The following is a 19324-nucleotide window of genomic DNA, read 5'->3' on the forward strand; positions in this document are numbered from 1 at the left end:
CGGGGCGCCGGGCTACCGTCCGTCCATGGCAGCCCTTGACGCCCTCGCGTTCGACCCGTGGGACCCCGCGTTCGTCGCCGACCCGTATCCCGCCTACGCCGAGCTGCGGGACCAGGGCCGGGTGCGGTACTTCGAGCCCACGGACCAGTGGCTGGTCGCGCACCACGCGGACGTCTCGGCGCTGCTGCGTGACCGGCGCCTGGGACGGACGTACCAGCACCGCTTCACGCATGAGGAGTTCGGCCGCACCGCCCCGCCGCCGGAGCACGAGCCGTTCCACACCCTCAACGACCACGGCATGCTCGACCTCGAACCGCCGGACCACACCCGCATCCGCCGCCTGGTGTCGAAGGCGTTCACCCCGCGCACCGTGGAGCGCCTCAGGCCGTACGTCACGCGTCTCGCGGACGACCTGGTCTCCGCACTGGTCGACGCGGGCGGCGGCGACCTCCTGAAGGACGTCGCCGAGCCGCTGCCGGTCGCGGTGATCGCCGAGATGCTCGGCATCCCGGAGTCCGACCGGGCACCCCTGCGGCCCTGGTCGGCGGACATCTGCGGCATGTACGAGCTGAACCCGCCGGAGGAGACGGCGGCGAGGGCGGTCCGGGCGTCGGTCGAGTTCTCCGACTACCTGCGCGGCCTGATCGCCGAACGCCGCAAGAACCCCGGCGACGACCTGATCTCCGGTCTGATCGCCGCCCACGACGAGGGCGACCGGCTCACCGAGCAGGAGATGATCTCCACCTGCGTCCTGCTGCTCAACGCGGGCCACGAGGCCACCGTGAACTCCACGGTCAACGGCTGGTGGGCGCTGTTCCGCCACCCCGACCAGCTCGCCGCCCTGCGCGCGGACCACTCCCTGGTCCCCACGGCGGTCGAGGAGCTGATGCGCTACGACACCCCGCTCCAGCTCTTCGAACGCTGGGTCCTCGACGAGATCGAGATCGACGGCCGGGTGATCCCGAGGGGCGCGGAGATCGCGATGCTCTTCGGCTCCGCCAACCACGACCCGGCGGTCTTCACCGACCCGTCCCGCCTGGACCTCACCCGCCGCGACAACCCGCACATCTCCTTCAGCGCCGGCATCCACTACTGCATCGGCGCCCCCCTGGCCCGTATCGAGCTGGCGGCGTCGATGACGGCCCTGCTGGAGAAGGCGCCGACGCTGCGGCTCGCGGCGGAGCCGCAGCGGAAGCCGAACTTCGTGATCAGGGGGCTGGAGGGGCTGGCCGTGGAAGTGGGTCGGTGATCACTCGTTCGGATGATCACCGGCCGACTTCCGGCGAGGGGCGTGGATGGCTCGTCAAGCTGGTGTCCGCCTGCGGAGGGAGGCACCATGACAGTTATGGCAGAACGCGCGTCATCCCAGTTGTCGGTGGACATGTTCGAGCGGATCGCCGAGTTCGCCGAGCGTGAGGACGAGACCGTCAGGTTCGAGTTCATCAACGGACGGATCGGGCTCAGGAAAGTGACCAACGGCAATCACGGCGCGATCATCATGTGGCTGATCCGTCAGTGCATGCGGGCCAGGCCCGAACTCGATCTCAGCCCGGTGCAGGGGCTGAAGGTGGAGTCCTACCGCAAGGGCCGGGCCCTTCCGGACGCGGTACTCGCCCCCGTCGCCCACTTCGCCGGACAGGGGGACTGGGCGGACATCGAGGGCGTGCTGATGACCGTGGAGGTCACGTCCTTCGACTCGGACACGCACGCTCGCGACCGTGTGGAGAAGCCCCAGGCCTACGCCGAAGCCGGGATCCCCGTCTATCTGCTGATCGACCGCGACCGTCGCTCGATTCTTGTGCACAGCGACCCGCACCCAGTGGCCGGCTACCGGAACATCCAGAAGCGCCAGCTGGGCGACAGGGTCGTGCTTCCCGAGCCCGTCGGTATCGAATTCGACGCCGAGGAGCTCAAGCCGTACATGGACTGACGACCCCGGTCACGCCGTCATGTCCCTCCGCCGCAACCCGGCCAGCCCCGCCGCCACAAGTGTCACCGCGAGCGCCGTGAGGACCAGCACCGGCGCCCACGCCATCCCCCCGCCCGGCAGCTTCGGCAGATGACCGAAGGGCGACAGGTCCAGCACCGCCTGCGGTACGTCCAGCGCCGGGCCGACCCAGCCGATCAGCAGCACCGCGCCGGCCACCCCCCACGCGGCCGTCGCCGCCCCGGGCACCAGCCCGTACAGCAGCACCGCGACCCCGCCGATCACCCACACCGCCGGGACCTGCACCAGACACGCGCCGAGGACCGCCCCCGCCCGCTCGCCGTGACCGAGCGCGAGCCCCGCCCCCGCGAGCAGCATCAGCAGCACCGACCCGCCGAACGCCACCACCAGGTGACCGGCCGCCCAGCGCAGCCGCCCGACCGCCCCCGCGAGCACCGGCTCCGCCCGCCCCGAGGTCTCCTCGCCGTGCAGCCGCAGCACCGACGCCACGATGTACAGGGCGGCCACCAGGCCCAGCATTCCGGCCATCGCCGCGAGGAACGCGTCCGTCAGCCCCGACTGCCCGCCCATCCGCCGGAAGATCTCCCGGGCGCCCTCGTTGTCACCGACCAGCTCGGCCGCCCCGTCCGCCATCCCGCCGTACACCAGCCCCGCCAGCAGGAACCCGATGCTCCAGCCGAGCACACCGCCCCGCTGCAGCCGCCACGCCAGCGCCCCCGCACCGTCCAGCCGCCCGGTGGCCGGTCCCGGACGGCTCGGCAGGAAGCTCATGCCGAGGTCCCGGCGGCCGGCGAGCGCGTACGCCACCGCCCCCTGCACCAGCGCCGCGCCCGCGAACAGCCCCAGCACCCACCACCGTTCACCGGCGAACGCCCGCAGGTTCGTCAGCCAGCCGAGCGGGGACGCCCAGGTCAGCGGCGACGAGCCGTCGTCGGTCGCCGAGTCGCCGGCCGCCCGCAGCACGAACGCCGCGCCCAGCACCGCCGCCGTCAGCCCCCGGGCGAGCCGCGCGCTCTCCGTCAGCTGGGCCACGATCGCCGCCGTCGTCGCGAAGACCATGCCCACGCCCGCGATCCCGAGCCCGAACGCCGCCGCTCCCGCCGCACCCTGACCGGCCAGCCCCGCCGTCACCAGCAGCGCCAGCACCCCGTTCGCGACGGCCGCCGCGAGCAGCGCCGCCGTCAGCGACGCCCTGCGGCCCACCATCCCGGACGCCACCATCTCCTGACGCCCGCTCTCCTCCTCGTCGCGGGTGTGCCGTACGACGACCAGCAGACCGGCCACGGCGGCCAGCGCCCCCGCGTACACCCCGGCCCGCCAGGCGGTCAGCGCGCCGAGGGAGTCGCCGAGGACGGGGCCGACCATCGCGCGCAGGGAGGAGCTGCCGGCCATCTGGCCGATGAGGTCGGCGCGTTCGGCCGGGGTGGCGTACAGGCCCTTGAGCGTGCTCGGCATGGACAGCACCATCAGGGCGTTCACCCCGACCCAGAGCGGGATCATCACCCGGTCCCGGCGCAGCGCGAAGCGCAGCAGGACGCCGGTGCCGGCGAGCTGTCGTGCGCTCGCGGGCCGTACGGCGAAGGCGGTGGCGCTCATCGGGCGGTCACCTCGTCCTGGTAGTGCCGCAGGAAGAGTTCCTCCAGCGTCGGCGGGGTGGACGTCAGCGAGCGCACGCCCGACTCGCTCAGCGAGCGCAGCACCGCGTCCAGCTTGTCGGTGTCGACCTGGAGGCGGACCCGGCGCCCCCGCACGTCGAGGTCGTGCACGCCGGGCAGCGCGGCGAGGCCGTTGGGCGGGCCGGCGAGTTCGGCGCTCACGCTCGTCCGGGTCAGATGCCGCAGCTCGGCGAGCGAACCGCTCTCCACCGTGACCCCCTTGCGGATGATGCTGACCCGGTCGCACAGCTCCTCCACCTCGCTGAGGATGTGCGAGGACAGCAGCACGGTCCGCCCGCGCTCCCGCTCCTCGGCGACACAGCGCTGGAAGACCTCCTCCATCAGCGGGTCCAGGCCGGACGTCGGCTCGTCGAGGATCAGCAGGTCGACGTCGGAGGCGAACGCCGCCACCAGGGCGACCTTCTGCCGGTTGCCCTTGGAGTACGTGCGGCCCTTCTTCGTCGGGTCCAGCTCGAACCGCTCGGTCAGCTCGGCGCGGCGGTGCGGGTCCAGGCCGCCGCGCAGCCTGCCGTACAGGTCGATGACCTCGCCCCCGGAGAGGTTGCGCCACAGCGTCACGTCACCGGGGACGTAGGCGATCCGGCGGTGGATCTCCACGGCGTCCGTCCACGGGTCCCGGCCGAGCACCTGGGCGGCACCGGAGTCGGCGCGCAGCAGGCCGAGCAGGACGCGGATGGTGGTGGACTTCCCGGAGCCGTTGGGGCCGAGGAAGCCGTGGACCTCGCCGGTCTCGACGCTCAGGTCGAGACCGTCCAGTGCGTGGGTCCGGCCGAACGACTTGTGCAGTCCGGACACGGTGATGGCCTTCGTCATGCTCCGGAACGTACGCTTCTTTTAGAAATTTGTGAAGTTAAGGAAGCGTATAAATCGACGGCTAGACTTGATTCATGGCATCCACGGCGCCTGAGCAGGGGAGATGATCGGATCATGGCGGAACCGAGTGGCGCGGCCCGGGATCCGGAGGCGGTCTCACGGTTCGTCGAGCACTTCGCGGCGCAGCTGGTCGAGGCCGGGATGCAGCGCATGCCCGCCCGCGTCTTCGGGGCCCTGCTCGCGTCCGACGCCGGGGCCCTGACCTCCGCCGAACTGGGTGAACAGCTCCAGATCTCACCGGCCGCGGTCTCCGGCGCGGTGCGCTACCTGTCCCAGGTCCACATGGTGTCCCGCGAGCGCGAGCCGGGCTCCCGCCGGGAGCGGTACCGGGTCCACGGCGACCAGTGGTACGAGGCGCTCACCAACCGCGAGGCCGTCATCAAGCGCTGGGAGGACGCGCTGCGGGACGGCGTCACCAGCCTGGGTGCGGACACCCCGGCGGGGCGGCGGCTGGAGGAGACGCTGGCCTTCTTCGAGTTCGTGGAGAAGGAGGTCGAGGCGATGATGGGGCGCTGGCGGGTGCACCGGGAGGAGCGGTTCGGAGAGCGGCCGCAGAAGCGTAACTGATCGGATACTCTGAGTGGTGGCTGGTCCGCTTCCAGGGGAGGGCGCATCATGACAGTCATGGCTGAGCGACCGACGATAAACGGCACCGAGCCCAACAGCTTCGAGGGCCTGCTGAGGACACTCGACGAACTGGACGTGCCCGACGGCTACAAGGCCGAGATCATCAGGGGGAACATCGTCGTGTCGCCGTGGTCGAAGGCGTTCTACCTCGATGTCATGGAGCTGGTGTGTGAGCAGCTTCGGCCATACCTCCCTGAGGAGCACCGGATCAGTTACGGTCCTTTCCTGTACGTGTTTCCAGGCGTGGAGCGCGCGTACGGGCCCGACATCCACGTGGCGCATCGAGGTGTCAGCCGGAGTACCAGCAATCACCTGGACGGGGAAGCTCTCTCCTTCGTCGCCGAACTGACCTCGTCCTCCACCCGGAACGACGACCTGACCGACAAGGTCGAGACCTACGGAAAGGCGGGCGTCCCCATCTATCTCCTCCTCGACATGCAGGAGGAACAGGCCACGGTCTTCTCGATGCCCTCCGCCAAGGGCTACGAGGCCCGCTGCTCCAAGCCGTTCGGTGAGAAGCTGCCCATTCCGGCGCCATTCGGCTGCGTCCTGGACACCACCGAGTTCAAGGCCCCTGAAGCGTCCGCTACCCCACCGGCACCGTAAGCCCCCACGCCCCCTCCCGCACCACCCACGTCCGCGTCCGCACCGGTCCCGACACCGCCGCGTCCGCGCGATAGCGGAAGTGCGCGCCCGACACGGTCACCGTCCGCCCCTCGGCCGACAGCGGGGACGCCTCCGCCCCCACCGACGCCGGACGCACCTCCACCCGCGCCGCCCCGGAGACGCCGGGCACCACCGAGACGCCCTCCACCGGCTGCCCCAGATCGACGAGCGTCTCCCCGTCGACCTCCACCCGCAGCCGCGCCGGCCCCGCCCCGGGGGCGGAGACGACCCCGGACGGCCGCGCCGGCACCAGGGTCCGCACCAGCGACCGGCACGTCCGCAGCCACGGGCGCCCCGCCCCGCCGTCCGCCTCCCGCACCCGTGCCGTGCCGCCGAGCGGCGGGATCCGCAGCGCGCCGAGCACCACCCCGTCGCTGTCGTCCACCAGCAGGTCCATCCGCCGCTCCGCCCCGTCCAGTACCGCCCGCGCCGCCGCCACCGCGCCCGCCGGCACCCCCAGCGACCGGGCGAGGGAGACCGCGCCCCCCACCGGCACCAGGGACAGGGCGCAGTCGGCCAGCTCCCGCCGCCGGTGCAGCAGCGTCACCGCCCGCACCAGGGCCCGGTCGTCGCCCACCACCACCGGCCGCCGCGACCCACGCCGCGCCAGCGCCCGCGCGAACTCCTCCGGACCGTCCGGCAGGCACACCTTCGTGCCCGCCGCACCCGCGCTGAGTACGTCCTTCGCGATCCGCACGGACTCGCCGTCCGCCCGTCGGGCGACCGGGTCGATGACCACCAGGAGCTGATCGGACGTCGCGGAGAAGGTCCTGGAAGTCGCCACCTCGGCCATGCCTCGCTTCCTCGGGTAGCATCTTTGTGCAAGAGCCCCTTGCGCTATTGCGCCAGGGGCTTCGTCTATTCCGGGGCATCCGGTCCGACGGTGGCGGCCAACGACGGTCGCGGTGTACGTGGCGGAAACCCACCGCATACGCCCTCGACCATGGACATGCCCCGCCCGGAAGGGGTGTACGCGCGTGCCCGCACTTGTGCTGCTCGGTGCTCAGTGGGGTGACGAAGGCAAGGGAAAGGCGACGGACCTGCTCGGTGGTTCCGTCGACTATGTGGTGCGCTACCAGGGCGGCAACAACGCCGGCCACACGGTAGTCGTGGGTGACCAGAAGTACGCCCTCCACCTGCTCCCTTCCGGAATCCTGTCTCCCGGCTGCACGCCGGTCATCGGCAACGGCGTCGTCGTCGACCCGTCGGTCCTGCTCTCCGAGCTGAGCGGTCTGAACGAGCGCGGCGTCGACACGTCGAAGCTCCTGATCAGCGGAAACGCTCACATCATCACGCCGTACAACGTGACGGTGGACAAGGTGACCGAGCGCTTCCTCGGCAAGCGCAAGATCGGCACCACGGGCCGGGGCATCGGCCCGACCTACGCCGACAAGATCAACCGTGTCGGTATCCGCGTCCAGGACCTGTACGACGAGTCGATCCTCACCCAGAAGGTCGAAGCGGCCCTCGACGCCAAGAACCAGATGCTCACCAAGCTCTACAACCGGCGCGCGATCGCCGTGGAGCAGGTGGTCGAGGAGCTGCTCGGCTACGCCGACAAGCTCGCCCCGTACGTCGCCGACACGGTGCTGGTGCTCAACGAGGCGCTGGAGCAGGACAAGGTGGTCCTCTTCGAGGGCGGCCAGGGCACGCTCCTCGACATCGACCACGGCACGTACCCCTTCGTCACCTCCTCCAACCCGACCGCGGGCGGTGCCTGCACGGGCTCGGGCGTGGGCCCGACGAAGATCAGCCGGGTCATCGGCATCCTCAAGGCGTACACCACCCGCGTCGGCGCCGGACCGTTCCCGACGGAGCTGTTCGACGAGGACGGCGAGGCGCTGCGCCGCATCGGCGGCGAACGCGGTGTCACCACCGGCCGCGACCGGCGCTGCGGCTGGTTCGACGCGGTGATCGCCCGCTACGCCACCCGCGTCAACGGCCTCACCGACTTCTTCCTCACCAAGCTCGACGTCCTCACCGGCTGGGAGCAGATCCCGGTCTGTGTGGCCTACGAGATCGACGGCAAGCGGGTCGAGGAGCTGCCGTACTCGCAGACGGACTTCCACCACGCGAAGCCGGTCTACGAGATGCTGCCGGGCTGGTCCGAGGACATCAGCAAGGCGAAGTCGTTCTCCGACCTGCCGAAGAACGCCCAGGCGTACGTCAAGGCCCTGGAGGAGATGTCCGGCGCCCCGATCTCCGCGATCGGCGTGGGCCCGGGCCGCGACGAGACGATCGAGATCAACTCGTTCCTGTAGGAGCACCCGTTCCGGCCGGCCACCGGCGTTCCTCGACGAGGGCGCCGGTGGCTTCGTCGTCACGGGCATATCCTGACATTCAGTGCGTGCATCGACCGGAAGAGCCGGAAGAGGGTGAGTGCGATGCGCGTGATGCTCAAGGCGACACTGGACACCGAGAAGGCGAACGAGCTGCTCCGCGGCGGGAAGATGGCCGAGGAGGTCAAGGGGATCCTCGACCGGTTGCGGCCGGAGGCGGCCTACTTCGGTCCGCTCGGCGGGCGGCGGACGATGCTGCTGGTCGTCCACATGCAGGACAGCTCGGAGGTGCCCCCGGTGGGCGAACCGTTCTTCACCCACCTGAACGCCCAGGTGGAGATGTGCCCCGTCATGAACGCGGAGGACCTCCAGAAGGGGCTCTCCCAGCTGGGCTGATCCCTGCCGTCAGCTGAACACGATCATCGACCCCTGCGCCAGGCTCCGGGTCGCCGCCGCGTGCAGGCCCAGCCAGACGTGGCGTTCGCGGGCGAAGGGGCTGGGGTCGTACGGGGCGGGAACGGCCGGCTCCTCCAACTCGGTCGGCCCGTGCGGGGGTTCGGGAGCGGCCGGGGGGTTCGCCGGGTCGATGCCGATGGCCGGGGCGACCAGCTCCAGCTCCCGCAGCAGCGCGTGGGAGGAGCCCAGGGGGCCGCCGCCCGCGAGGAGTTCGTCGTTGGCGAGGGGGTGCGGGAAGTCGACGGGAACGTACGCGCCCGCGTGGTCGTAGTGCCAGACCAGGTGGGACTGCTGGGCCGTCGTCTCGAACATCTCCAGCAACTGCTCGTAGTCGCCGCCCAGTTCGTCCACCGGGGTGACCGGCAGCCCGCACACCTGGAGCAGATGCACCCGCCGCAGGAAGTGCAGCGCGTCGTAGTCGAAACCCGCGACCGGGGCCACCTCACCGGTCAGTCCCGGCATGTACTGGTACACCGGCACCGGCGGCAGGCCGGACTCGGCGAGCACCGCGTTGTACTGCGCGAGTTCCTCGGCGAACGGGTTGTCGGGCGTGTGGCACAACACGTCGACGAGCGGTACCAGCCACAGGTCACAGGCCAAAAGAGGGCTCCTCACACAGCACGGTCGTCGGGATGGTCGTCGTGGTCAGGGAAGCGTATCGGCGCCCGGCGCGGGCCGCTCCCCCCGTGCCGGTCCTTGTGAGGGTCCCTTACCCATCCCACCGCCCGTCAGCCCCTCCACGAGGGAGAGCGCGTGCGCGTTGTACGACGCGACGATCGCGCGGGCCGCATCGGTGTCACGGTGCGACAACGCGTCGACCAGATCGGTGTGCGCGGCCCACAGGCGCCCGCGCAGATCGGGCAGCAGCCGCAGCTGCTGCACCACACACACCCAGGTCTGCACGCGCAGCCGGTGCAGGAAGTCGGTGAGGTACGGGTTGCCGAACACGGACCCGAGTTCGCGCCAGAAGCGCAGGTCGTAGCCGATCAGCACGGTGACCTCCCCGGCGAGGGCCGCGCGCTGCGCCTCCTCGCCGCGCCTGCGCACCCCGGCGAGGGCGGCGGCGACCCGGGGCTCGTCCGGCCGGAGATGGACCAGGTGGCCGTCGGTGAGCGCGCGGAACATCCCGTCGATGACCAGGGTGCGGGCCTCGAGCATGCCCCGGAAGTCGTCGGCGGAGTACTCGTGCACCCGGAAGCCCCGGTGCTGGTCGGCGTCGAGCAGCCCCTGCGCCGACAGGTCGACCAGCGCCTCCCGGACGGGGGTCGCGGACACGCCGTACTGGTCGGCGATCTCCTTGACGGTGAACTCCTGCCCCGGCTGGAGCCGCCCGGCCAGCACCTCGTCACGGAGCGCGTCCGCGATCTGCTGCCGCAGGGTGCTGCGGGTCACGGCACCGCCGCCGCTGAAGCCGGGCATGGTCGGGGCGTCTCCCTCGTCGCGTTCGAGTGACGTGCACACGGATGTGTACGAGCACGCCACCTTACGCGTTCGGGCGGGCCGGAGGCGTTCGAAAAGACGCGAGGGGAGGAACCCCTCGCGCCCGTTCGCACCGGCTTCGCACCGGCCTCCCGGAGTGGTCACTCCACGTAGTCGTCCGCCACCGACAGGGCCGCGTCCAGCGCCGCGAGGCCCTCCTTCAGTTCCGCCTCGCTCGCGTTGCACGGCGGCACCACGTGCGTGCGGTTCATGTTCACGAAGGGCCAGATCCCGGCCTCCTTCGCGGCGGCGGCGAAGGCCGCCATCGGGGCGTTCGCCTCACCGGCCGCGTTGTACGGCACCAGCGGCTCGCGGGTCTCCCGGTTCCGCACCAGTTCCAGCGCCCAGAACATGCCGGTCCCGCGCACCTCGCCCACGCATGCGTGCCGTTCGGCCAGCTCCCGCAGCCCCGGCCCGACGACAGACGCGCCGAGGCCCGCCGCGTTCTCCACGACGCCCTCCTCCTCCATCACCCCGATCGTCGCGACGGCGGCGGCGCAGGCCAGCGGGTGCCCCGAGTACGTCAGGCCGCCCGGGTAGGGCCGCTTCCCGAACGTGTCGGCGATCGCCCCGGAGATCGCGACACCGCCCAGCGGCACGTACCCGGAGTTCACGCCCTTCGCGAAGGTCATCAGGTCCGGGACGACGTCGTACAGGTCCGCCGCGAACCACGTCCCGGTCCGCCCGAACCCGGCCATGACCTCGTCGAGGACGAGGACGATGCCGTACGTGTCGCAGATCTCGCGCACGCCCGCGAGATAGCCGGCGGGCGGCGGCATGATGCCCGCCGTCCCCGGGATCGTCTCCAGGACGACCGCGGCGACGGTCGACGGACCCTCGAAGGCGATCGTCGTCTCCAGGTGCTCCAGCGCCCGCGCGCACTCCTGTTCCTCGGTCTCGGCGTAGAAGCGGGAGCGGTACAGGAACGGCGCCCAGAAGTGCACGACCCCGGCCGTGCCGCTGTCGGAGGCCCAGCGGCGCGGGTCACCGGTGACGTTGACCGCCTGCTGGGTGCCGCCGTGGTACGAGCGGTACGCGGAGAGCACCTTGGGGCGGCCGGTGTGCAGCCGCGCCATGCGCAGGGCGTGCTCCACGGCGTCGGCGCCGCCGTTGGTGAAGAAGATCTTGTCCAGGTCGCCGGGGGTGCGCTCGGCGATCAGCCGCGCCGCCTCCGAGCGCGCCTCCACGGCGAACGCGGGCGCGAACGTCGTCATCCGCGCCGCCTGCTCCTGGATCGCGGCGACGACCTTCGGGTGCTGGTAGCCGATGTTGGTGTAGACGAGGCCGCTGGTGAAGTCGAGGTAGCGCCGGCCGTCGTAGTCCCAGAAGTACGACCCCTGCGCCCCGGCGACGGCGAGCGGGTCGATGAGCTCCTGCGCGGACCAGGAGTGGAACACATGCGCACGGTCGGCGGCCTTGACGGCGGCGCCGGCCTCGGGGTTCGGCTGAGGGGTCATGGGGCCGAGGGTAGGCCGGGGCCGTGGGGCCGCGACATCGGCGGCCTGTCTGCGGTGGGGGACTTTCCGCGACAGGGTGTCGACGGAAGCGATGGACAGGACACTGTCGTCATGACAAGATGCTGTCATCTGCTGGCGTACCCACAAGGGAGCGGTCATGACCCGCAAGCCCGTGCATCTCGCCCTCTACGACACCTTCGCCGACTGGGAGACCGGTCATGCCACCGCGCACCTCGCCCGCGCCGGCTACGAGGTGCGTACGGTCACCCCGGCCGGGGAGCCCGTCACCGGCATCGGCGGACTCCGCGTCCTGGCCGACCTCGCGCTCGACGAGCTGCGGCCCGAGGACAGTGCGCTGCTGATCCTCCCCGGCGCCGACCGCTGGGACGAGGGCGACGGCCTCGCCCCCTTCGCCCGTACCGCCCGTGCCTTCCTCGACGCCGGTGTACCCGTCGCCGCGATCTGCGGCGCCACCGCCGGGCTGGCCAGGGAAGGGCTGCTCGACACCCGTGCGCACACCAGCGCCGTCCCCTTCTACCTCGCCGCGACCGGCTACGCGGGCGGCGACCGGTACGTCGAGGCCGACGCGGTCACCGACGGCGGTCTCGTCACCGCGGGACCGACCGAGCCCGTCGCCTTCGCCCGCGAGATCTTCCGGCTGCTCGGCGTCCACGACGACACGGTGAACGACGCCTGGTACCGGCTGTTCCACGACTCGGACCCCGAGGCGTACGCCGTGTACGCGGAGGCCACGGCGCGGTGAGCGGGGAACACCAGGAGCTGCTCAGCCGGGGCGCGCTCGGCGCCTTCCGGCTGAACGGCCGGTTCCTCGCGGTCGCCGAGGAGCTGGCCCGGCCCGCCGGGCTCACCGCCGCCTGGTGGCAGGTGCTCGGCGCGGTCCTCGGCGAGCCGCTGCCGGTCTCCGGGATCGCCAGGGCCATGGGCATCACCCGGCAGAGCGTGCAGCGCGTCGCCGACCTGCTGGTGGAGCGCGGACTCGCCGAGTACCGGCCCAACCCGGCCCACCGCCGCGCCAAACTCCTCGCCCCCACGGAGGAGGGGTACACGGCGGTCAGCCGTATCGACCCCGGCCACGCGGCCTTCGCGGAGCGGCTGGCACAGGCGTACGGAGCGGCGTACGGGGAGGCGGAACTCGCCCGTGCGGTGGAGGCGCTGGAGCGCCTGTCCGCGGTGCTGGACACGCTCGGACCGCCTGTTACGGAACCGTAGACGTCGCCCGGCTCGCCGGGTACCGGCCCCGCATTATCCTCGGGATGTCGCTCATCGGGGGAGGCTGCGTGGCGATGGACAAACTCGGGCCCGGGGACCCGGCGGGGATCGGGGCGTACCGGCTGCTGGCCCGGCTCGGGGCCGGCGGCATGGGGCAGGTCTACCTCGCCCGCTCCGACCGGGGACGTACCGTCGCCGTCAAGCTGATCCGCCGGGAGCTGGCCCAGCAGGAGGAGTTCCGGGCGCGCTTCCGCCAGGAGGTGCACGCCGCGCGGCAGGTCGGCGGCGACTGGACGGCTCCGGTGCTCGACGCGGACACCGAGGCGCCCGTGCCGTGGGTGGCCACCGGGTATGTGGCCGGGCCCAGTCTCCAGCAGGTGGTCGGGCACGACCACGGGGCGCTGCCCGAGCGTTCGGTGCGCATCCTCGCCGCGGGTCTCGCGCACGCGCTGAAGGACATCCACGCCGCGGGGATCGTCCACCGGGACCTCAAGCCGTCCAACGTGCTCGTCACCATCGACGGTCCGCGCGTCATCGACTTCGGGATCGCGCGGGCGCTGGAGACGGTGACCGACGGCGGGCTCACCCGCACCGGCGCGCTCGTCGGCTCGCCCGGCTTCATGGCACCCGAGCAGGTGCGCGGCGACCGCATCACGCCCGCCTGCGACGTGTTCTGCCTCGGCTCGGTGCTCGCCTACGCCGCCACCGGCACGCTCCCGTTCGGCACCGCCAACAGCGGTGTGCACGCGCTGATGTTCCGCATCGCCCAGGAGGAACCCGACCTGGTCGGGGTGCCCGAGGGGATCGCCGACCTCGTACGCGACTGCCTGAAGAAGGACCCGGCGGCACGGCCCACCCTCGACCGGGTGCTGGAACGTACCGGCGCGGAGGACACCGTGGCCGGCGGCCGCTCTCGCGACCCCTGGCTGCCGGGCGCACTGGTCGCCCAGCTCGGCCGTCACGCGGTCCGCCTCCTGGACGCGGAGGATCCGCAGACCCCGACGCCTCCCGCACCGGCGGGTGCGCCTTCCGCCGCCTGGCCGCCGGTACCGGCCGCCCCCGGCACGCCGGCCGCCGGGCAGCCGGACGGCCACGCCTCCGCTCCGGCACCGGCGGCGTGGCCCCCCGCGCCCCCCGCGCCGGCCGGACCGGCCGGGTCCGGCACGCCCGCGCCGGACGCTCCCGCGGGACAGCCCGGTGCTTCCGCGGGACCGGCTGCCGGGCAGCAGGCGTCTTCCGGGGCGCATCCCGGCGCGTCCGCCGGGCAGCAGGCGTATCCCGGTGCGCCTGTTGCCGGGCAGCCGGGGTCTCCTGGACCGGGGTATCCGGGTGGGCCCGCCTCCGGGCCGGGCGGCTCCGCCGGTGCGGCCGGTCCCGCCGGGCAGCCGGCGTCTCCTGGGGCGTATCCCGGTATGCCTGCTGCTGGGCAGCCGGGGTCTCCTGGGGCGTATCCCGGTATGCCTGCTGCCCCGCCCAGCCTCCGGCGCCCGGCCCGTACGGGCATCCCCAGCAGCCCGCGTACGGCTACCCCTACAACGGGCCCGCCGTCGGTCACACCCCGTCCTACGGGCCGCCACCGTACGGTCCGGTGTCCGAGCCGCGCCGGGACAACCGTTCCACCGTGCTGCTCGTGGTGATCGCGCTGGTCGTCGCGCTCGCCGCCGGTGGCACCGTGTACGCGCTGATGAGCGGCGGCGCCGACAACCGCGCCGGCGGCGACCCCACCGCGCCCCCGTCGCCCGGCGGCGCGTCCCGGGGCTCCGCTTCCGCCACTCCCGACGAGACCCGGGGGCCCAGCGCCTCCGCCCCCGCGGACGGCACCATTCCCGCGGACTACCTGGGCAGTTGGTCCACCACCATCGACAACGCGAGCGGCGAGCACACCCGCAAGCTGACCATCCAGCAGGGCGAGGTCGGCGACACGGTCATGTCCCTCGTCGCCGACGGGCCGGCCGGCAACGGCACCTACCACTGCGTCTTCGAGGCCCGGCTCACCGCCGGCTCCGGTGACCGGCTGGAGCTCGGCCCGTCCTCCGTGACGGTCGGGCAGCCGGGCGGCGCCTGCAGCCCGGGCTCCGCCAGCGAGGTCACCCTGCTTCCCGACGGCTCCCTCCAGCGCGTGACCACCGGCAACGGCGAACAGCTCACCTACACACGGGAGTGACATCCCGTACCGCACGCGCCCGTTGAACGTTCGGCGAACTCCCGAGAACGAACACCGCCGGCCGCTTCGCACGGCCGTACGGTGACTGCCCGGTCGGACGTGCGGGCAGTGGCGGGGGCGGCACGATGGAGTGGCTGAGCGCGGAGAACCTGGTCGCCGTGGCGACGGCGATCCTCGGTGTCGTCGCCTCCGCGGTCATGGTCTGGTACGAGCGGCGGGTGCCGCGCAGCAAACGTATCGGGTACCGCGTGCAGTTGGACGTCCCGATCGGCGACGGCCAGCGGTCGAGCCGCACCAGCCGGCGGGAGGGCTGGTTCGACACGGCGGCGGGGATGACGCACGCCAGCATGGTGCTGCTGCGCATCGAGAACGACGGCTCGCAGGCCATCGGCCGCGACGACTACCAGAGCCCGGGAAGCCACGGCCTGACCGTGGAGTTCACGGAGCGCACCATCCTCGGCGTCTCGGTCACCCAGCCCTCGGAGACCAGCCACCTCCTCGAGCACTTCACCCAGGAGCGCGGCTTCGGCTACCAGGACGGCACCCTGCGCCTCCCGCGCGTCCCGCTGAACCGTGGCGCCTACTACAAGCTGCTGGTGCTGCTCTCCGGCGGGCACGTCGGCGACGGGATCCAGCTGAGCGGCGACCTCAGCGAGGGCGACGTGCACCGCAACCGCAGTGCCACCCCGGACGACAAGGCCCCGCTGTTCAGCCGTGCGGCACGGCTGATCACCATCACGCTCACGCTGTGCGTGGTGGCCCTGGCGGTGATCGTCGTCGCCCAGGACGACAGCCCGCCCCCGATCGGCTGCAGGAGCGGCACCCTGACCCTCACCGGATCGACGGCGTTCGCGCCGGTGCTGCGGGAGGTCGCGGAGAAGTACGAGCGGGACTGCGCGGACGAGGAACCGCGCATCGAGGTGGACCCGCACGGGTCGACGGCCGGGATACGGGATCTGGCGGCGGCCGGAGCGGAGGCGGGGGACGGCTCTCCGCCGCTGGTGGTCCTGTCGGACGGCCCCAAGCCGGGCGGACTGTCCGAACTGCGCGGGAACCAGGTGGCGGTGTCGGTGTTCGCGCTGGTGGTGAATGACGCCGTGGGGCTGCGGAACCTGCCGACGGAGGACGTACGACGTCTTTACCGGGGCGAGATCACGAACTGGAGTGAGCTCGACGGCCCGGACCTGCCGGTCCACCTCGTCAGCCGGGACGCCAACTCCGGTACGAGACAGGTCTTCCAGCGCCGCGTGCTGGGCCGGGGCGAGATCGCCCACTCCTCCGTCGACTGCGTGCACAAGGACGACCCGGCCGCTCCCGTCGTCCGCTGCGAACTCGACTCCACCGAACAGGTGCTGGAGACCGTCGCGGACATCCCCGGTGCGATCGGCTACAGCGAACAGGCCCGCGCCTCACGGGCGAAGGGACTGCACCGGCTGAACCTCGACGGAGAGGTCCCGTCCGTCGACGCCATCGAGCACGGGACGAGCTCCTACCCGTACCGGGAGATCGAGTACGCCTACACCTACGGGCAGCCGCCGGCGAACTCACTGGCGTCGGGTTTCCTGGCGTACCTCACGCGCGGCGTCGGCCAGGAAGTGATCCGCACCCATGGTCATCTGCCGTGCTGGACCCCGGAGGGGATGGGACTGTGCGCACGGGGCACGCCGTGACGTGCCGGTTCAGCGTGGTTCGGGCGGGCGCTGCCGCGGCATGTTGGGGCGGGCCGGCCCCTGCGGGGACGGGAAGCGGCCGTGCGGGAGGGAGCTCTCCGGGCGTCCCGCGCCCGCCACCGCCGTCTGGATGCCCAGCGGCGCGCCACCCGTGCGGAACTCCACCATCCAGTCGGCCGTCTCGACCCGCACCAGCTCGGTGACGTCCTCCGAGAACCGCCGCAGCACCGACAGGCACCGCTCGGCCGCCTCGCTCGCCGTGCCGTCCGCCGGACCGAGCACCTCGCGCACGCACTCCGACGCCCAGTCGAACTGGAACGCCTGCAACCGTCGCTGTACGGCCTGCGCGGTCGCCACGTCCCGCATCCAGCCGGACGTCATCCCGAAGAACCGGTCCCCGGCCACACAGGCCACCCCGAGCAGCAGCGCGAGATAACCCCAGGGCGCGGACCCGTCGGCCACCCCGGTCAGGTCGAGCAGCGGCAGCGCGGCCCCGGTCAGCGCGCCCACGGCCGTCCCGGCCCGCAGCGCCCACGCGCACCGCCGCTTCCACACCCGGTCCGCGAGGTACCAGGTGGCGGTGTCCAGCGCGCCGCGCTCCACCCACCGGTACAGCTCGTCCAGCCGGGCCGCCGGCTCGCCCCAGTCCCCGAGCGGGAACTCCCGCCCCTCCAGGTCGTCCGGCCGGGACCCGGCCGCCCCTTCGCCCCACCCGTCCTGAGGCCGACCCTCGGGCTGCATCTCCGGCTGACCCACCCGGTATCTCCCTACTGAACTGACCCCTGCTGATTCCGCGTAACCGTCCGTCCATGAAGTGTGACGCCAGGTGCTCGCGCGCCTGACCCTTCCTACCGCCCAATGGGTGGCGGCGCCGGGGGTTCGGGCTCTTTGTCGCCCGGAAGATGGGCGTGATCAGGTATAGGGCCCCGCCGTGACTCACTCGAAAGAGTGCTGGGGCAACGGCTCCCGCGACCACGTAGGCTCGTGCCGAACGGTAAAACCCTTACCGACGGACCGACCAAGGAGCCGAATCGTGATCCCCGGTGGCGGCCAGCCGAACATGCAGCAGTTGCTCCAGCAGGCCCAGAAGATGCAGCAGGATCTGGCCCGGGCCCAGGAGGAGCTGGCGAGGACCGAGGTCGACGGGCAGTCGGGAGGCGGTCTGGTGAAGGCCACCGTCACCGGCTCCGGCGAGCTGCGCGGCCTCGTGATCGATCCGAAGGCGGTGGATCCGGAGGACACCGAGACCCTCGCGGACCTGATCGTCGCGGCGGTCCAGGCGGCCAACGAGAACGCCCAGGCCCTCCAGCAGCAGAAGCTCGGCCCGCTGGCCCAGGGGCTGGGCGGCGGCGGCCTCCCCGGCCTCCCCTTCTGACCCCTCGACCCCCTCGAACCTTTCGAAGACGGCCCGCGGGCCTCTACCGTACGTACTGAAGGAACACCAGGAAGGGACGGCAGTCCGTTGTACGAAGGCGTGGTCCAGGACCTCATCGACGAACTGGGGCGGCTGCCCGGCGTCGGTCCCAAGAGCGCGCAGCGGATCGCCTTCCACATCCTCCAGGCGGAACCGACGGACGTACGGCGTCTGGCGCACGCGCTGATGGAGGTCAAGGCGAAGGTCCGCTTCTGCGCGACCTGTGGGAACGTCGCGCAGGAGGAGCAGTGCAACATCTGCCGCGACACCCGCCGCGACCCGGCTGTCATCTGCGTCGTGGAGGAGCCGAAGGACGTCGTGGCGATCGAGCGCACCCGTGAGTTCCGGGGGCGCTACCACGTCCTCGGCGGCGCGATCAGCCCCATCGACGGGGTGGGTCCGGACGACTTGCGGATACGAGAACTTCTCGCGCGGTTGGCCGACGGTACGGTCACGGAGCTGATCCTGGCCACGGACCCGAATCTGGAAGGCGAGGCCACGGCGACGTACCTCGCCCGCATGATCAAGCCCATGGGCCTGAAGGTCACCCGCCTGGCCAGCGGCCTCCCGGTGGGTGGCGACCTGGAATACGCGGACGAGGTGACCCTCGGCCGCGCCTTCGAGGGGAGACGACTCCTAGATGTCTGACGCCACGCTGCACGCGACGCACCAGAACCCCGACGACTTCGCCGTCCAGATCGCCGACCAGATCGAGAGCTTCCTGGTCGCCGTCACGGAGGTCGCGAAGGGCGACGAGCCGGACTCGGCGGTCCCCTTCCTCCTCCTGGAGGTCTCCCAGCTCCTCCTGGCCGGCGGCCGTCTGGGCGCGCACGAGGACATCGTCCCCGAGGAGCGCTACGAGCCCGACATGGGTCCGGAGGCCGACGTGGACGAGCTCCGTGAGAACCTCGCCTGCATGCTGGAGCCGGTCGACGTCTACTCGGAGGTCTTCGACCCCTACGAGCCCCGCAAGGCCCCGGTCCCGGCCCGTATCTCCGACGATCTCACCGACGTCATCACCGACCTCCGCCACGGCATGGCCCACTACAAGGCCGGCCGCACCACGGAGGCCCTGTGGTGGTGGCAGTTCTCCTACTTCTCCAACTGGGGCACGACGGCGTCCGCGACCCTGCGCGCGTTGCAGTCGGTCGTCGCCCACGTCCGCCTGAACCAGCCCCTCGCGGAACTCGACGGCCTCGACACCGACCAGGGCATGGGCGACGACACCCTGGAGTTCGAGGCGGGCAAGGTCATGGCCGAGGAGATCGGTACCCCGCTGGGCGTGCGACCGGGTATGTGAGGAAAAAGCGTGAGCACAGGGCAGGCGATTGTCCCTTGGATGCTCAGATGAGCGCCCAAGGGACAGTGTCGACCGGTGTGCTCTC

At 71.9% G+C, this 19324-nt stretch carries 19 protein-coding genes and 1 pseudogene; 13 read left to right on the forward strand and 7 right to left on the reverse strand.

Annotated features, from left to right (window positions below; genetic code table 11):
- Positions 1-25 precede the first annotated feature (25 nt).
- Both IH50_RS0118530 and IH50_RS0118535 read left to right on the forward strand, forming a co-directional pair.
- Positions 26-1249: a cytochrome P450 gene (locus tag IH50_RS0118530; protein WP_030863047.1), complete on the forward strand. Its 1224-nt coding sequence runs from the start codon at positions 26-28 to the stop codon at positions 1247-1249.
- 87 nt (positions 1250-1336) lie between these two features.
- Positions 1337-1930, forward strand: a complete 594-nt coding sequence (locus tag IH50_RS0118535; protein ID WP_030863050.1) for a Uma2 family endonuclease — start codon at positions 1337-1339, stop codon at positions 1928-1930.
- A gap of 9 nt (positions 1931-1939) precedes the next feature.
- On the opposite strand, the gene IH50_RS0118540 is transcribed toward IH50_RS0118535, so the two are convergent.
- Entirely contained in the window at positions 1940-3544 is a 1605-nt protein-coding gene (locus tag IH50_RS0118540) for an ABC transporter permease (protein WP_030863053.1), read from the reverse strand.
- Positions 3541-4437, reverse strand: coding sequence for an ABC transporter ATP-binding protein (locus tag IH50_RS0118545; protein WP_030863056.1), 897 nt, complete (start codon positions 4435-4437; stop codon positions 3541-3543). Before IH50_RS0118545 ends, IH50_RS0118540 begins: the two co-directional genes overlap by 4 nt.
- Before the next feature lie 114 nt (positions 4438-4551).
- Here IH50_RS0118545 and IH50_RS0118550 point away from each other — a divergent pair, with 114 nt between their 5' ends.
- Together IH50_RS0118550 and IH50_RS0118555 are read left to right on the forward strand one after the other, a co-directional pair.
- Positions 4552-5064 carry a GbsR/MarR family transcriptional regulator gene (locus IH50_RS0118550; RefSeq protein ID WP_030863059.1) on the forward strand — a complete coding sequence of 171 codons (513 nt, stop codon included), beginning with the start codon at positions 4552-4554 and terminating at the stop codon, positions 5062-5064.
- A gap of 57 nt (positions 5065-5121) precedes the next feature.
- On the forward strand, positions 5122-5730 hold the full coding sequence (locus IH50_RS0118555) for a Uma2 family endonuclease (protein ID WP_078914030.1): 609 nt from the start codon (positions 5122-5124) through the stop codon (positions 5728-5730).
- On the opposite strand, the gene IH50_RS0118560 is transcribed toward IH50_RS0118555, so the two are convergent.
- A complete protein-coding gene (locus IH50_RS0118560; RefSeq protein WP_030863064.1) occupies positions 5711-6583 on the reverse strand; it encodes a diacylglycerol kinase family protein in 873 nt (290 codons plus the stop codon). The genes IH50_RS0118555 and IH50_RS0118560 overlap by 20 nt on opposite strands.
- Positions 6584-6767: 184 nt before the next feature.
- On the opposite strand from IH50_RS0118560, the gene IH50_RS0118565 reads away from it, so the two are divergent.
- Positions 6768-8051 carry an adenylosuccinate synthase gene (locus tag IH50_RS0118565; protein ID WP_030863066.1) on the forward strand — a complete coding sequence of 428 codons (1284 nt, stop codon included), beginning with the start codon at positions 6768-6770 and terminating at the stop codon, positions 8049-8051.
- Positions 8052-8174: 123 nt separating this feature from the next.
- The gene (locus IH50_RS0118570) at positions 8175-8465 is read left to right on the forward strand and encodes a hypothetical protein (protein ID WP_030863068.1); all 291 of its coding nucleotides are present in this window, start codon (positions 8175-8177) and stop codon (positions 8463-8465) included.
- A gap of 9 nt (positions 8466-8474) precedes the next feature.
- Here the strand turns inward: IH50_RS0118570 and IH50_RS0118575 are convergent, their stop codons facing one another.
- The 3 genes from IH50_RS0118575 to IH50_RS0118585 form a co-directional block, all read right to left on the reverse strand.
- Positions 8475-9125 carry a hypothetical protein gene (locus tag IH50_RS0118575; protein ID WP_030863071.1) on the reverse strand — a complete coding sequence of 217 codons (651 nt, stop codon included), beginning with the start codon at positions 9123-9125 and terminating at the stop codon, positions 8475-8477.
- A gap of 45 nt (positions 9126-9170) precedes the next feature.
- A complete protein-coding gene (locus tag IH50_RS0118580; RefSeq protein WP_030863074.1) occupies positions 9171-9944 on the reverse strand; it encodes a GntR family transcriptional regulator in 774 nt (257 codons plus the stop codon).
- A gap of 161 nt (positions 9945-10105) precedes the next feature.
- Entirely contained in the window at positions 10106-11461 is a 1356-nt protein-coding gene (locus IH50_RS0118585) for an aspartate aminotransferase family protein (protein WP_030863077.1), read from the reverse strand.
- A gap of 157 nt (positions 11462-11618) precedes the next feature.
- On the opposite strand from IH50_RS0118585, the gene IH50_RS0118590 reads away from it, so the two are divergent.
- The 4 genes and pseudogenes from IH50_RS0118590 to IH50_RS0118605 all read left to right on the forward strand — a co-directional run bounded on the left by IH50_RS0118590 (position 11619) and on the right by IH50_RS0118605 (position 16525).
- The gene (locus tag IH50_RS0118590; protein ID WP_030863079.1) at positions 11619-12224 is read left to right on the forward strand and encodes a type 1 glutamine amidotransferase family protein; all 606 of its coding nucleotides are present in this window, start codon (positions 11619-11621) and stop codon (positions 12222-12224) included.
- Positions 12221-12691 (forward strand): MarR family winged helix-turn-helix transcriptional regulator, encoded by a 471-nt coding sequence (locus IH50_RS0118595; RefSeq protein ID WP_030863084.1) that lies wholly within the window; start codon positions 12221-12223, stop codon positions 12689-12691. The genes IH50_RS0118590 and IH50_RS0118595 overlap by 4 nt, the downstream gene beginning before the upstream one ends.
- Positions 12692-12765: 74 nt before the next feature.
- Positions 12766-14855 (forward strand): annotated as a pseudogene (locus IH50_RS37785) (protein kinase domain-containing protein).
- A 125-nt stretch (positions 14856-14980) separates the two neighbouring features.
- Positions 14981-16525, forward strand: a complete 1545-nt coding sequence (locus tag IH50_RS0118605) for a substrate-binding domain-containing protein (RefSeq protein ID WP_030863085.1) — start codon at positions 14981-14983, stop codon at positions 16523-16525.
- Between the two features lie 9 nt (positions 16526-16534).
- On the opposite strand, the gene IH50_RS0118610 is transcribed toward IH50_RS0118605, so the two are convergent.
- A complete protein-coding gene (locus IH50_RS0118610; protein WP_030863090.1) occupies positions 16535-17281 on the reverse strand; it encodes an SLATT domain-containing protein in 747 nt (248 codons plus the stop codon).
- A gap of 277 nt (positions 17282-17558) precedes the next feature.
- Here IH50_RS0118610 and IH50_RS0118615 point away from each other — a divergent pair, with 277 nt between their 5' ends.
- From IH50_RS0118615 to IH50_RS0118625, 3 genes are all read left to right on the forward strand, one after another.
- Complete coding sequence (locus tag IH50_RS0118615) at positions 17559-17900, forward strand: YbaB/EbfC family nucleoid-associated protein (protein WP_030863093.1); 342 nt, start codon at positions 17559-17561, stop codon at positions 17898-17900.
- Between the two features lie 87 nt (positions 17901-17987).
- Complete coding sequence (recR, locus tag IH50_RS0118620) at positions 17988-18587, forward strand: recombination mediator RecR (RefSeq protein ID WP_030863096.1); 600 nt, start codon at positions 17988-17990, stop codon at positions 18585-18587.
- Positions 18580-19239, forward strand: a complete 660-nt coding sequence (locus IH50_RS0118625) for a DUF5063 domain-containing protein (protein ID WP_030863098.1) — start codon at positions 18580-18582, stop codon at positions 19237-19239. The genes recR and IH50_RS0118625 overlap by 8 nt, the downstream gene beginning before the upstream one ends.
- Positions 19240-19324: the final 85 nt, after the last annotated feature.

This window comes from Streptomyces sp. NRRL S-37 (assembly GCF_000721605.1).
GTDB lineage: Bacteria > Actinomycetota > Actinomycetes > Streptomycetales > Streptomycetaceae > Streptomyces.

Excerpts from the sequence above, each read along its gene's own strand:
- IH50_RS0118530 (WP_030863047.1), top strand. The coding sequence starts at position 26 with ATGGCAGCCCTTGACGCCCTCGCGTTCGACCCGTGGGACCCCGCGTTC.
- IH50_RS0118535 (WP_030863050.1), top strand. The coding sequence starts at position 1,337 with ATGACAGTTATGGCAGAACGCGCGTCATCCCAGTTGTCGGTGGACATG.
- IH50_RS0118540 (WP_030863053.1), bottom strand. The coding sequence starts at position 3,544 with ATGAGCGCCACCGCCTTCGCCGTACGGCCCGCGAGCGCACGACAGCTC.
- IH50_RS0118545 (WP_030863056.1), bottom strand. The coding sequence starts at position 4,437 with ATGACGAAGGCCATCACCGTGTCCGGACTGCACAAGTCGTTCGGCCGG.
- IH50_RS0118550 (WP_030863059.1), top strand. The coding sequence starts at position 4,552 with ATGGCGGAACCGAGTGGCGCGGCCCGGGATCCGGAGGCGGTCTCACGG.
- IH50_RS0118555 (WP_078914030.1), top strand. The coding sequence starts at position 5,122 with ATGGCTGAGCGACCGACGATAAACGGCACCGAGCCCAACAGCTTCGAG.
- IH50_RS0118560 (WP_030863064.1), bottom strand. The coding sequence starts at position 6,583 with ATGGCCGAGGTGGCGACTTCCAGGACCTTCTCCGCGACGTCCGATCAG.
- IH50_RS0118570 (WP_030863068.1), top strand. The coding sequence starts at position 8,175 with ATGCGCGTGATGCTCAAGGCGACACTGGACACCGAGAAGGCGAACGAG.
- IH50_RS0118580 (WP_030863074.1), bottom strand. The coding sequence starts at position 9,944 with ATGCCCGGCTTCAGCGGCGGCGGTGCCGTGACCCGCAGCACCCTGCGG.
- IH50_RS0118585 (WP_030863077.1), bottom strand. The coding sequence starts at position 11,461 with ATGACCCCTCAGCCGAACCCCGAGGCCGGCGCCGCCGTCAAGGCCGCC.
- IH50_RS0118590 (WP_030863079.1), top strand. The coding sequence starts at position 11,619 with ATGACCCGCAAGCCCGTGCATCTCGCCCTCTACGACACCTTCGCCGAC.
- IH50_RS0118605 (WP_030863085.1), top strand. The coding sequence starts at position 14,981 with ATGGAGTGGCTGAGCGCGGAGAACCTGGTCGCCGTGGCGACGGCGATC.
- IH50_RS0118625 (WP_030863098.1), top strand. The coding sequence starts at position 18,580 with ATGTCTGACGCCACGCTGCACGCGACGCACCAGAACCCCGACGACTTC.